Origin of the sequence: Acinetobacter sp. FDAARGOS_559, assembly GCF_003940475.1 — a bacterium.
Lineage (GTDB): Bacteria > Pseudomonadota > Gammaproteobacteria > Pseudomonadales > Moraxellaceae > Acinetobacter > Acinetobacter baumannii.
The window spans coordinates 3,236,971-3,249,836 of sequence record NZ_RKJG01000005.1; the positions used below are offsets into that span (position 1 = coordinate 3,236,971).

Annotated in this window: 10 protein-coding genes; 9 read left to right on the forward strand and 1 reads right to left on the reverse strand. The window is 38.1% G+C overall.

Going from position 1 to position 12,866, the window contains the following annotated elements; all coding sequences use genetic code 11:
• Positions 1–128 precede the first annotated feature (128 nt).
• Positions 129–1,358: an iron-sulfur cluster carrier protein ApbC gene (apbC, locus tag EGS71_RS17055; RefSeq protein WP_000118709.1), complete on the forward strand. Its 1,230-nt coding sequence runs from the start codon at positions 129–131 to the stop codon at positions 1,356–1,358.
• Positions 1,359–1,502: 144 nt separating this feature from the next.
• Positions 1,503–2,375 (forward strand): 5'-methylthioadenosine/S-adenosylhomocysteine nucleosidase, encoded by an 873-nt coding sequence (locus EGS71_RS17065; RefSeq protein ID WP_001159878.1) that lies wholly within the window; start codon positions 1,503–1,505, stop codon positions 2,373–2,375.
• Positions 2,376–2,405: 30 nt separating this feature from the next.
• Here EGS71_RS17065 and EGS71_RS17070 read toward each other — a convergent pair whose 3' ends face one another.
• On the reverse strand, positions 2,406–2,972 hold the full coding sequence (locus EGS71_RS17070) for a DUF2062 domain-containing protein (RefSeq protein ID WP_000605098.1): 567 nt from the start codon (positions 2,970–2,972) through the stop codon (positions 2,406–2,408).
• A 356-nt stretch (positions 2,973–3,328) separates the two neighbouring features.
• Between EGS71_RS17070 and EGS71_RS17075 the strand changes: the two genes are divergently transcribed.
• The 7 genes from EGS71_RS17075 to EGS71_RS17110 all read left to right on the forward strand — a co-directional run bounded on the left by EGS71_RS17075 (position 3,329) and on the right by EGS71_RS17110 (position 12,865).
• The gene (locus EGS71_RS17075; RefSeq protein WP_000626775.1) at positions 3,329–3,922 is read left to right on the forward strand and encodes a LysE family translocator; all 594 of its coding nucleotides are present in this window, start codon (positions 3,329–3,331) and stop codon (positions 3,920–3,922) included.
• Between the two features lie 114 nt (positions 3,923–4,036).
• On the forward strand, positions 4,037–4,606 hold the full coding sequence (gene dcd, locus EGS71_RS17080; RefSeq protein WP_000985728.1) for a dCTP deaminase: 570 nt from the start codon (positions 4,037–4,039) through the stop codon (positions 4,604–4,606).
• 296 nt (positions 4,607–4,902) lie between these two features.
• The gene (locus EGS71_RS17090; protein ID WP_001248735.1) at positions 4,903–6,210 is read left to right on the forward strand and encodes a hypothetical protein; all 1,308 of its coding nucleotides are present in this window, start codon (positions 4,903–4,905) and stop codon (positions 6,208–6,210) included.
• Between the two features lie 222 nt (positions 6,211–6,432).
• Complete coding sequence (locus EGS71_RS17095) at positions 6,433–8,565, forward strand: hypothetical protein (protein ID WP_000209690.1); 2,133 nt, start codon at positions 6,433–6,435, stop codon at positions 8,563–8,565.
• Positions 8,566–8,580: 15 nt separating this feature from the next.
• The gene (locus EGS71_RS17100) at positions 8,581–9,306 is read left to right on the forward strand and encodes a DUF6160 family protein (protein WP_000724339.1); all 726 of its coding nucleotides are present in this window, start codon (positions 8,581–8,583) and stop codon (positions 9,304–9,306) included.
• 32 nt (positions 9,307–9,338) lie between these two features.
• Positions 9,339–11,750: a DUF6160 family protein gene (locus EGS71_RS17105; RefSeq protein ID WP_001038909.1), complete on the forward strand. Its 2,412-nt coding sequence runs from the start codon at positions 9,339–9,341 to the stop codon at positions 11,748–11,750.
• 161 nt (positions 11,751–11,911) lie between these two features.
• Positions 11,912–12,865 carry a DUF6160 family protein gene (locus tag EGS71_RS17110; protein WP_000791879.1) on the forward strand — a complete coding sequence of 318 codons (954 nt, stop codon included), beginning with the start codon at positions 11,912–11,914 and terminating at the stop codon, positions 12,863–12,865.
• Position 12,866: the final 1 nt, after the last annotated feature.

Sequence of the window (12,866 nt, forward strand, 5' to 3'; positions counted from 1 at the left end):
TCCGTACTCCTTACCTAAAAGATGAGTTCTGAAGTTAGTAATTATTCATCCCAAGGTGAGCGAGTGCGGAGCAATACTGTTACACTATCTCCATTAAGCTGTAATGATCTGTTTTTGGAGTAAACAATATGTCTTGGCTTTCTTCATTAAAATCCGTTTTTTCACCCGCACAAGAAGTGAAAGAAGAGGAAATCCAAACCGTACTCCAAAATTATTTATTGCCACATTCAAAAGATGCTTTAAAAGAGCGCATTAGTCAGCTTCAAGTGCAAGGTCGTGTTTTACAACTCACCATTAATACTTTCCCAGACGAAAAAGAATACTTGCAACAAATTCATGATGATTTAGCTGGCGCTTTGCAAAAGTGCGGTATTGAAGAACTTAATTTACATGTAGTTCAACAAAAGCGCCCTACACAAGAGAGTTCGGGTCAAGGTTGTTCATCTAAAGCACCGAAAGAGAATTCGAATTTACCTCCTGTGCTTGATGCTTCACCTAAGTCTGAACCGGATCCAAATAACCCACCAATTCAGAAAGCAGCGCCGCAACAAAGAGATGTGCCACTTCATCCTCGAATCAAGAATGTTATTTTAGTTTCATCAGGTAAAGGTGGTGTTGGTAAATCGACAACAACGGTCAATTTGGCGCTTGCCTTACAAAAAATGGGACTTAAGGTTGGGGTATTAGATGCTGATATCTATGGACCAAGTATCCCGACCATGCTAGGTAATGCTGGTAAAACTCCTCTGATTGAAAGTGAAAATTTTGTGCCTTTAGATGCTTACGGTATGGCAGTACTTTCTATTGGACATCTAACTGGCGATAACAACACACCTGTTGCATGGCGTGGACCGAAGGCTACAGGCGCTCTAATGCAATTATTTAATCAAACGCTTTGGCCAGATTTAGATGTACTCATGATTGATATGCCGCCGGGTACTGGTGATATTCAACTCACGCTTGCTCAGCGTATTCCAGTGACTGGCTCAATCATTGTGACGACCCCACAAAATGTTGCTTTGCTTGATGCGACTAAAGGAATCGAGTTGTTTAATAAAGTTGGCATACCTGTATTGGGTGTAGTTGAAAATATGTCGACTCATATTTGCTCGAATTGTGGACATGAAGAGCAAATTTTTGGTATCGGTGGTGGTGATAAGCTTTCCGAGCAGTACCATATTCCATTGCTGGGTCGTTTGCCTTTAAATGCTCAAATACGTGAGCATGCTGATCAAGGTAAACCGAGTGTTGTTGCAATGGATGACGCAGCTGATAGTTATATCGATATTGCGAAAGCAGTCTGGCAACAGATTGAGAAAGTTCCTCAGCGTGCACGAGATGATAAACGAATCTTTTGATTCATCTGACCCGACTTTAAGTCGGGTTTTTATTGGTTGGTTAAAAGAAAAATTTAAATTACTGAATCTAAATAACAAAGCTAAACTTGAAATTGGCATGCAGATTGCTACTTTACGCTTCTTTTTCAAAGAAACAGGTGGAAAATGCAATTTAAGTATAGTTTGGGCGTAATCAGTTTATGTAGCGCTTTATTTTTAGTTGGATGTAATGATGACAACTCATCAGTTTCACAAACACCAACAGTTCAGGAACAAAAACAGAAATTACAGCCGATTATTATTCAGGGTGCTTTACCCGTAGAGTCGGAAAGAATGGCTTCAAAGTTAGAAAATAAAACTGTTGAAAAAATAGGTGGCTGGACCTTTTGGAAAGGAACCTACAATGGCTATCCAATGATTATTTCTAAAACACGTATGGGGATGAGTAACTCTGCTGCCGCAACTGCTTTGGCAATTGAACGTTATAAACCGATTGCCATTATTAACCAGGGAACAGCAGGGGGGCACGATCCTGATCTCCATGTTTATGATATTGTTTTAGGAAAATATGCAACCAATATTGGGGCGTTTAGAACGCCTAAACAGCCATTAGGTGGCGGTTCAAACTCACTTACATGGGTTGAGGCTTTTGATGTTTTACCGACAGAAGAATCTGACCCTGAGCCTATTGCAATTCGCAAATTTGAAGGTGACCAAGAGCTATTAATGGCGGCACATAAAGTACGTTATGACAAAGGTGAGGTGGTTGAAGGAACAATTGGCTCGGCAGATGTGTGGAATAATGAACTTGACCGAATTCAATTTTTCCATGAGCGTTATGGTACCTCAGTTGAAGAAATGGAAGCGGCTTCTGTTGCGCAAATCGCAAGCCAGTTTAATGTTCCGTTTTTAGGAATTCGAATTTTATCTAATAATATTACAAATAACGGGGCTTATGACCCTGGTACAGGAGAAGCTTGCCAAGACTACGTGCTTAACGTAGCTGAAGAATATATGAAATCTAAACTACCAAAATAACAATATAATTTTAGGCAAGAAGATGAATTCTTATAGAGCGTCTTCTTGTTTTTTATGTCCTGTTCTATTTTTCCAGTTTCGAATGACCATCCAACGCCAGAATACCTCAGTCACTATATATAATATGGTTGCAAATACAAACGCTTCGACAATGAGACCTGATATTAAAATTTTAGCGAGGCTCAAATCGATATGACCATGACCAAAATGCGTAATCCAACGTGAAATCTGGTGAAGCACCCCCAAAAGCATTTTCTTATTTATCATATGCACATGATAAATATGTGCACCAAACCAGAAACCAATATACAAAATAGGCGCTAATGTAAGAGGATTGCTAAGCCAAGCAAGCATTAAGCTAATAGGTAAATTAACTTCAAACAGTAAAACTGCCATAACAATAAATACACTATGAAAGGGTATAGGCAGTAAACCGAAAAAAGTCCCTACAAAAACGGCGCGAGTAATAGATTTACGGTTGACATACCAAAGCACAGGATTAAGGGTTTTTTGCCCGAAAATCCTTAAAAATTTCATATTTGAAACTTTCTCTGGAGAAGGAAGCCAAGATTGAAAAAATTGCTTTGCCATAATCATAGGATAGTAGAGCTTAGGGGCTCATATAAACACAAAGAAACAATATATTAATTGAAACTTATTAAAAGCTTAAAAATTAAACTTACTGCGGTAATAATTTATTATAGGCCTTTTTAATGTAAAAATAGATTTAAAATAAAAATACTTATATTACTTAAATACAATTTGGTATGTAATACGCTGTAACTGACTCTATAGTTTTTTAGCTTAGAATTAATAAAATTTTAATAAATTATTGTTTATAAATAATTTTTAAATTTTATTTTTTAAGATATTAAAAAATTGTCTTACAATTAGATTTTGCCTTCTAGAATAATATCTATTAATCTGAGATGACTACATTGTGAGGTCATTCAATGATTTCATGGCTTTTTATTGGCTTGGTTGCCACTATTTTACTTACCCCTGGCCCAACAAATACTTTACTTGCATCATCAGGAGTACAAGTAGGCCTCAAAAAATCTGCTAAATTAATTCCGGCAGAAGTTCTAGGGTATGTGATTTCGATTTCAGCTTGGGGAATGTTAATCGGGAAAGTTTCTGCAACGCTTCCTTTATTACCTCCTATACTTAAATTGCTCAGTGCTTGTTATATTATTTTTTTAGCAATTAAATTATGGCACACGGCAAATCAACAGCTTGAACTAGATCATCCAACTATTCGCCCACGTGAATTATTTTGTGCAACTTTACTAAATCCTAAAGCATTACTTTTTGCTTCAGCGATTTTCCCTGTTGCAGCGTGGACTAATTTTCATATTTATCTCATTCATATGCTGGCTTATTTAGCTTTAATTACCCCGATTGCCTTATTCTGGATTTTTTTAGGTTCAGTCTTGGCTGCAAATAAAGTACGTTGGTTAAATCAATCAAATTTACAAAGAACAGCCTCGTTGGTTTTAGTTAGTTTCTCAATTCCAATTAGCTATTCTGCTTTATTAAATCTTTAAAAATTTATTCCGGGCTATTCTTAGCGATAAGAGTAGCCGCCATTGTTTTCATAATTGCTTTTTTACGTTAAAGTACGTCGCAATCAATGAAATTACCTTTTGGATAGAAAATACATGGCTATTAAGTCTGATCGTTGGATTCGCGAGATGAGCGAAAAACACGGCATGATTGAACCTTATGCAGAGAATCAAGTCCGTTTTGATAAGAATGGCGAAAAATTGATTTCCTACGGGGTCTCTAGCTATGGTTATGACGTACGCTGTGCCCGCGAATTTAAAGTTTTCACTAACGTACATTCTGCAATTGTTGATCCAAAAAATTTCGATGAAAAAAGTTTTATCGATATTGAGTCTGACGTTTGTATTATTCCGCCTAATTCATTTGCTCTAGCGCGTACAATTGAATATTTCCGTATTCCACGTAATGTTTTGACTGTGTGCCTTGGTAAATCAACTTATGCACGTTGCGGTATTATTGTAAATGTCACTCCTTTAGAGCCAGAATGGGAAGGGCACGTTACTTTAGAATTTTCAAATACCACGAACTTACCTGCGCGTATTTATGCAGGTGAAGGTGTAGCACAAATGCTATTCTTCGAAAGTGATGAAGTATGCGAAACCTCTTATAAAGATCGTGGTGGTAAATACCAAGGTCAAACTGGGGTTACACTTCCTAAGACATAAGTTGTTATAAATAGATGAGCTTTAAAAATGGGTCACTTTAAGTGGCCTATTTTTTATATATACCTTAAAAAGTGACGTTTATCGGAATATTAATAAGGTACGTTTTCTTTTGTAGAAAATGATATAAAATGATCAAGAATTGATTTTTTTCTTTGATGTGGATCACACAAATTAAAAAGAAGCGAAATCGTAAATATCGGTATTTTTCTTATGTATTTAGTTTAAGAGTACATTAAAGAAAGAGAAGCCAAATAAAAAGAAATTAGATTATGCCCCCAAGGATACGGAGGTCGGTCATGCGACAGTTTACGTCTCTTCAGGTTGCGATATTAGCACTCGGAAGTTTATGCTTTTCTTCAGCTTATGCTGGTTCTACCTTAGTTCCAATGTCTGATGCTGAGTTGTCAGCTACTCGTGGTCAAGCCTTGATGAGTATGTCCTATATTGCGCCTACCGATGCTGCAAGTAATTCTAATACTAACGGAAACATGGGCTTCTATCGACTTGCTCTAGATGCCCAATTAGAACTGAATGCCAATATTAAAAAATTACAGTTAGGTTGTGGTGGTGTCAATGGAGCAGGGGCCTGTGATATTGATATCGATTATTTAAGCTTAAGTGGTGGTACTGTAGATAGTACCAGTGCTGAACGTGCTGCCTCTTCAGCAGTTATTACTAATCCATTTTTAGAGTTCGCTGTTAAGAACCCGAATTCAGCGTCTACACGTGAAATACAAGGTTTCCGATTAAGTGCTAAATCGCTTTCGGGTTTACTTACCTTTGGTTTGCAAAATGGCGATGCTGCGAGTGGTATTAATTCTTTGAGTGGTTACTTAATTACTAAACCAACAGGCGGGACTGTGACAACGAATCCTTACTATGGTATTACTCAAGATGAAACAAACACAGCAATTACTGGTCGAGCAACTGTTCTAGGACAGGGTGTCACGGTTCCTTTTACATCCACTGCATATAACTTAAATTTAGGTGTAGGTACGGGTACATTGTCGATGGGGGAACAGATTATTACGGGTAAACGTATAAATACGGCTAATTTAAAAGCGACAGCTACAGTCGGCGGTCTGGCTATTAGTGGGACCCTAAATGCTACAGCTTCAGTACTTGGAATTCCTATTCCTATTTCTGGTAATGTAACAGGTTCTGTAGATAATCTAGATGTTAATGTAGCAATTAAACAAAGTCTGGGTTATTTCCATGCTGCACAATTAAATGGATCCGCAGGGTATCTTTCCGTACAGGGGGTAAATATTCTATGGCCTGAAGCTGCTTCTACTGCACAGACTGGGTGGTGGCTAGAACTCACAAATCCAATTGATATCGGCCAAATTACTCCTACAGGTAGCGTTGATATTGCACTTTCTACAATTGTTGATGCATTAGGGCAAGTAAGTGCTTACTTAAATAGTCCAGGTCACGCAGTAGAATGTGGAATTTTAGCAGCTAACTGTTTAATAGTAGGGAATCTTCCTGTAGGGACAGTTGATTTAACAGGAAAAACGCCAGCCTCTATGACCTTAACTAATGTTGTCTTACAAAAACAAAATTTCTCAGCTAACTGTTATGGCTCTTTGAAATTCTGTTAGTTGAGCTAAAAATCAATATTTTCATTCATCGGAAAAAAGCGTTTTTGCTGATTTAATTTTGCATTTGAGTAAATATTCAGCATAATGGAAATGTGGAAAGATTGGCAATTTTTAGAGTTTGCCCCTAGTGAGATGAAAAAGGAAATAATTTCATCTTGCCTCAAGGACTGTTCAAGAAAAAGAAATATGGTGCGCGGCATCGTATAAAACAGGAAGGTCATGATGACTACACTTAATTATACGGTCGGTTTTCAAAAAACCGTTTTAGCAAGCTTAATTGGACTCTGTTTAAGTCAATCTAGCTTTGCTCTTGAAGAACTTTCTGATGCCGGTTTAAGTGAAACTACAGGCGAAGGTATTGCAATATTACCTCAAAATGCATTTATGGTATTTCGTGGTGCTGGTCCAAATGAATCTGTAAATCAAATTATTACTGATCGTAGTAAAGATATAGGTTCTATTAACTATGTGCCTGTAGGACCCTTGAGTGTGGCTGCTGCCGATACTAGTGGTAATGGCACTGTGGGGCCAGAAGACCGCGCAGTAGGTAAAGCTGATATCTTTCTTTATGGTTTAGCACTTTCCAAATCGGACGGTGATGCAAACTCACGTATTGCCAATACTGCAACAGCAGCAGCGATTTCGAGTTGGGGCACAGGAGCCAATCCTTGGATATTTAAGGTAAAAACTGCTACGAATGTTCCTAATTTTAGTACAACGGATAGTTCTCTTTACCCTGTAACATATTTATCTTTAGAGGCTCCTTTATATCAACCAACAATTGATGGTGCAGAAGGAGCTGATGCATATAATTTAAAATTAGGATTATGGGCTGATGCCTTTGTACGGAACCCTAATATTGTAGCGACTACAGATGGCTCTTTAGCACAGTTCCAGTATGGCGATAGTAATGGATTAATTGGTACCAGTATTGATACAAATCGGGCTAACCGATTGCGCTTACAAGGTGTTTTAAATGGCTTTAGTCTGAATGGCAGCCAGATTAGTATGTTTCAAACTTTAGGTGGAGCAACTACTACAGGTGGAATGAGCCCCTTTTACAATAATACTTTAGGTATGTCTGGCCTAGTCCGCTTAAATACAGGTGATAGTAAAAATACCAGTATAGTGACTGAAAACATTACGAGTCAAACCCAGACATATGCATCGAGTACCAATAATGGTTGGCAAACGGTACATGCAGGCGCAAATTCTACATTAAGCACGAGTAGCACTGGAGATTGTGGTAATAGTGGAACGGGAAGCTTTAGCACATTACGTGGATGTCGTTATTACGTAGAAAATCGCACAAGAACAGATACAAGAACATCAAGTAAGACGCGTAATTCCTTTAACGATACGAGTAAAGTCTTACGATTTAGTACCCGTGAAACTTCAGATTCACCAAATACATCAAACAAGTTATATACACCAGCATTGGATTCTACTGGTGCTATAGCACCGAAATTTGCTGATAGTGAGGGTTTATATTTATACAATCCAAATATTAATTTAGTATTAGGTAATTTATATCAACCCGTTATTTTAGGGACTGATGGTAAAAACTTTAGTATAGAAATTGCGAGAATTGCCAATAAGCCAGAAATATATAAACAGGTCTATACTGACTATACTGGTGCTGATACGACTTATAAAGGTTCTACTTGTAATGTTTACTCTTGTGCTAACCCAACGCATAGTAGTATCGCAATTGGTACGGTCTATAGTCCTGATAATGGAAAAACCTTGCTAGCAGATACAAGTGAAGGAGCTATTGGGGTTTCATTTGGGCGCTTAATTTCAACAGGTACGCAAGTTTCTGGAACCTCCGCTGGTAGTCTAGTGTCATTGAACAATTCTGTGTCTGGAACTACCTCGGCAACTATGACAGAAGTTCGTTTTAAGCAAAGACAACAGAATACTCAAACATGGAATCAGGAATATAGTTGTGGTTTATTTAATTCAGACTGTGGTTATAAAACTGCTGGTTATTTATATCAGTGGGAATATAACAAAGGAACAGGCACTTGGGTAATTACGGATCCAACAGCTAAACCAGCAGATGCACCACAGTGTTCTAGTCTATTAGGATGCACCAACAAATCAGGTTCAACCCCAATGTATGGAACTGTTTTAAACCGAGATTGGAATAATTCTGCTATTCCATGGCTCACATCAAGAAATGCTGTTGTCAATGATTTAATTGGAAGTAGGAATGGCACCACAGGCTATGTGATTCCAACTGCCAATCAGGCACCTGCATTATCCAATATTAGTCCTCTAAACAATTTAGGTTCAGCTGTTATTGATGGTGTTTTAATTCAACATTTAAAGCTCACCACAAAAGGTTTATAAGAGGAGAGTAACGCGATGAAAAAAATAACTGCTTTGCTCTTTGCTCTTTGTGCAACTGTGACTCATGCAGAGTTACAAACCTTGGATAATGATGCATTACAGGCAATTAATGGCCAAGCTGGTGCTGATTTATCACTCATGCTTAATTTAAACCAGACCAGTAACGGTATATTTGATAATGGCAGTGGTGGCGTTTGTGAAAAGGTAGAGTTCTGTCATATTGGTTTAGCAATTAATAAACGCTTTGTGCAAGCAGATGCGACTAAGCCAAGTGGTTGGGCTGAAAATAGCGACAGCGGTAATAAACTTTGGTTAGTATTTAAAGGTGTGCAAGGCACTTTAAATATTCAAAAAATGGGTTTGGATGGTGCTGATTTAAAGTATCTTGATAAAAGTAATACGGAAATTATAAAACCGGCTATTCAACTTAGTTTTAGTGCAGCACAGCCAATTTTAATTCGTAACTTTGGTTTTAATGCCTTATCAATTGAGCAAGATAACTTTACCAGTTCAACAACAGCGCAAGGCTCGAGTGCAAATATGTATGATTATGCATATTTCAAAAAGCCAACTTATGAGGCCATTGCTAATAGTGCAAACCAGCAAGTTGCTACTGCGACCCCATCGGCGTATGACCATGGACGTGAAACTGGTTTTATGGGCTTGATGATGAATGGGAATTTGGCTATCCAAGGAAAAGTCATGGTCTTTAGCTGTGATGGTAGCCATCCACGTTGTTAAAGGTTAATGTAGATTTCAAAGGAACTAAAGTGATGAACAAAAATAAAGAAAGTCACGGCTCAAAGTTTATTTTAAATACATTAACAGCCAGTATGTTGTTAGTGAGCGGACAGGTTTTTGCTTTAGAAGCGTTAACAGATACCGATTTGAGTGCGGTCAATGGTCAAGATGGAATCTCGATACAAACGACTTTCAACGAAATCAATATTGATAATGCTTATTGGGACGACCATGCAGGCACACCAACAAGTGCTGACCAAATTTTAAGAGCTCAAGCGAGTGGTGTAAAAATACAAAAAAGCAATGCCTCTACACAAGCTTTAGGTACAAACTACCGTTTAGACGTAGGAAGTAATGCGACTACAGGTAAAGCAGGGGTCGATTTTTCTATGCAAAGTAGCCCCTCGCTCATTACTGTAAATAGCGTCAAAGTCTGTAATAGTTCGGCTGCTTGTTCTCCTACTTTAGGACAGTTGGCTATACAAACAACTTCGCCTTTAAACTTGGCTCTTACTACTCAAGATGGTTTATTTAGCCCGAATAGTCAGTCAAGCATGACGCTTGGTCTAAATAATGCAAATATTTATTTAGGGCAATTAGACGCGCGTAGTCAGCTAAATCAATTGATATTAAAGAATTTTAACTTTAATTTTGTTGGTAAAGGCGTCATGTTTATTGATCCTACCCGTGGCATAGTCTTACAAACTAATACAGGGAATAATACTGCTGCGGTTGGGCAAACTCCAAATAGTACCTATGGCTATGTCGATTTTAATCGTGTCGCCGATTCTGCTTCTGGTTTAACTGCTGGTACATATGTAGACAGTAGTGGGAAAGTAACCAATTCAGGTCTGAATATTGAGGTAATGCTTAGCTCAAATGTTGATAAGGCAAATCCTTATGCCCTAGACACGACAAATAGCCCACAGAATTCTAAAGGCTTGATTCGTTTAGGTGCTAGCGGCCGTATGGTTAACAGTTACCTACAAGTCCGTGGTATGGATGGTTCTTCAGATAAAACAACATTAGGTACTGCTAATACGGCTTCAGGTACGGGATCAAGTAATAGTATTTTAGGTAATTCTGGAATTGCCTTTCGTATGAAAGGGGAGTTCACTAAAGATAATGATTCGATGTTAGGTTCAGATGGCAAAGCAACTACCTTAGAAATTGGTGGAGCAGGTCTGAATGCTTATGGTTTCGAATTTGGTAATTTAACCGGCCTTAACTCCGCTACGCGTGGTTATTTTGACAGCGGAAATATTTATTTAAATCTTGCTGATACAAAAACATTATTAATGCCAAACAACGCGACTTTAAATGCAATTCGTTTAGGATCAGGCACATTAACGACAGCTGCTGATTATCAGCATAATATTCACCGTGATACGGTGACTAATCCATTTAGTTTAATTCTTGCGATGCGTGGCGCAGAGTTTCAGGCATTTTCAAGACGCGGTCGTTTTACTACAAGTGCGAATGTCGCGGCTGCCAATCAGTTTGCGGACAATGGTGTAAATAACCAATGGGGCTTAGCCTTACCTTTTTATAATTTAAATGCGAATGCCGCTGTCTATGGTGTAGATGCGTCTGCAAATGGTGCTTATTACTATACAAAAGATGCCAACGGTAAACCGATTCAAAATTTAGTTGCAACATCTGGTACAACTTCACGTTTAGGTTTTGGTATAGCTGTCGGAACGACAGGTCGAGATGCAGGCGGTACTAAAACAACTTCAATTTTATTAATTGATGGTTCTCCAAATGCTAATAATGCGGGCAACCCTACCGATTATTATATGGGGTTACGTAATATTGATATGTTCCTCAAAGGCAATGGCACTATTGGTTTAGAAAATGGCAGTTTAAATATCGGTTTAAAAGATATGTTACTTGCTTTATCAACCGAAATTGCAGCAGGTTATTTACCAGGAGCTAAATATAAAACTTGTCCGGCAACCGGGTCTTGTACTTCCCCAATCGATAACTTTGCCAAAAATAATGATGTCTTATTTGGTTTAAAACTACGTTTAGGCGGCGATCTTAATTTATCGATAGTGCCGAATAGTTCAATTGCAGATGGTAGTGCTTTAACTGTACTAGGTGATTTTACAATGCCTGCAACAGCAACTGGAAATACTGTACAAATTAGTGATCCGATTGATGGTTCTGCAATTGGATTTGACAATATTACTGGAAAGCTAGCGTTTAATACCGCTTTAGTTGTGGGCAAAGATACCGCAAGTGGTTTAGGTAAAGTTGGTGTAAATACCGCGGTTTATTTTAATCCTGATAAGAGTATTGACGGCGCATTACGTGTGAAAGATATTAATTTCTATCCACCTTCAACAGGTGCAGGAGCACGTTTAGGTGAGCTTGCAATTACGGGTGGACGTCTAAATAGTAGCTTTAGCATTGTGCCTAGAAATGGTGCCTTTAACTAATCAATAAAAGTGACGTTTAATGTCACTTTTTTATATAAATTTTAGTTTAGTGTGATTGGATTTGCATTCGTCGGGTTATAGAGATAATTGCTTTGTAGTTGAATATTATTCTGATAGTCTGAACAAATAATAAACGTTTGTCTCTTAAGGATTAGAGCGACATGAAAAATAAAAATATAGGGTGCTGGCTGTTACTTGCCAGTAGTTCAAGTGTTTGCGCGATGCAACCTTTGGATGATCAAAGTCTTGCAGCTGCGACGGGTCAAAATGGTCTAACTTTAGGTATTCAGGCTGATCAAGTTAAATTTAATCAAGTCGCCTTGATTGATACGAACGGTATTGCAGCTACGTCTTACAACAGTAAAGCAGGTCTTGTCATTGCAGGAAACTCTACTAATCCGGTTCCTAGCATAGAGTTTATTAAAGCTGCTGTATCTACAAATCCTTCTTTTAATATTGCAATCGATACCGATGCTGGTGGTGGAAATCCTTTTTTAAATTTAGCTGTCACGATGGGGAGTGACGTAAATGGTATTCGGCTTTTACCATTTTCAGTTTATTTAGCACCAAGCACATCTTTATCTAGCCCATCCGATTATGCATTAACAAGTTATGCACCAAAATCAATTTTTAGTTCGGGCACAACGGTGAATACCGGGGTAAAAGAGCTGATTCGTTCTACTGGTAATCTTGATATTAACTTTGTACAAACCAATAAGCCTCGTTTAAATATTCAATTGGGACATGCTGCCCAGTCGGTTATGGTTAAATTTGGAGGAGCTATTCAATCGATTTGTTCTGCTGCATCTGGCTGCCCGATTACTTTAGTTTCCGATAACACGGGTGCTACATTTGGGTTTAAATTTGCAGGTACGAATGCGTCAACCGGTTTTGTTCTTGATGGATTTTATGCTGGGGTTGACCCGACAGGACTTACCTTTGGAAATATAGGTGTATCTAGTAAATTTGATGCATCACTTAACAATGTGACTTTAGGAAATTTAGGTACACAAAGTACAACAACCTTTAATAATTTACCCAATGGGTCTATGGGGAGTTTTGGAGTTACGGGTGCTTCGGTGACCGACTTTAAAATGAAAGTAAGTGGCTTTTAAA

Excerpts from the sequence above, each read along its gene's own strand:
- apbC (WP_000118709.1), top strand. The coding sequence starts at position 129 with ATGTCTTGGCTTTCTTCATTAAAATCCGTTTTTTCACCCGCACAAGAA.
- EGS71_RS17065 (WP_001159878.1), top strand. The coding sequence starts at position 1,503 with ATGCAATTTAAGTATAGTTTGGGCGTAATCAGTTTATGTAGCGCTTTA.
- EGS71_RS17070 (WP_000605098.1), bottom strand. The coding sequence starts at position 2,972 with ATGATTATGGCAAAGCAATTTTTTCAATCTTGGCTTCCTTCTCCAGAG.
- EGS71_RS17075 (WP_000626775.1), top strand. The coding sequence starts at position 3,329 with ATGATTTCATGGCTTTTTATTGGCTTGGTTGCCACTATTTTACTTACC.
- dcd (WP_000985728.1), top strand. The coding sequence starts at position 4,037 with ATGGCTATTAAGTCTGATCGTTGGATTCGCGAGATGAGCGAAAAACAC.
- EGS71_RS17090 (WP_001248735.1), top strand. The coding sequence starts at position 4,903 with ATGCGACAGTTTACGTCTCTTCAGGTTGCGATATTAGCACTCGGAAGT.
- EGS71_RS17095 (WP_000209690.1), top strand. The coding sequence starts at position 6,433 with ATGACTACACTTAATTATACGGTCGGTTTTCAAAAAACCGTTTTAGCA.
- EGS71_RS17100 (WP_000724339.1), top strand. The coding sequence starts at position 8,581 with ATGAAAAAAATAACTGCTTTGCTCTTTGCTCTTTGTGCAACTGTGACT.
- EGS71_RS17105 (WP_001038909.1), top strand. The coding sequence starts at position 9,339 with ATGAACAAAAATAAAGAAAGTCACGGCTCAAAGTTTATTTTAAATACA.
- EGS71_RS17110 (WP_000791879.1), top strand. The coding sequence starts at position 11,912 with ATGAAAAATAAAAATATAGGGTGCTGGCTGTTACTTGCCAGTAGTTCA.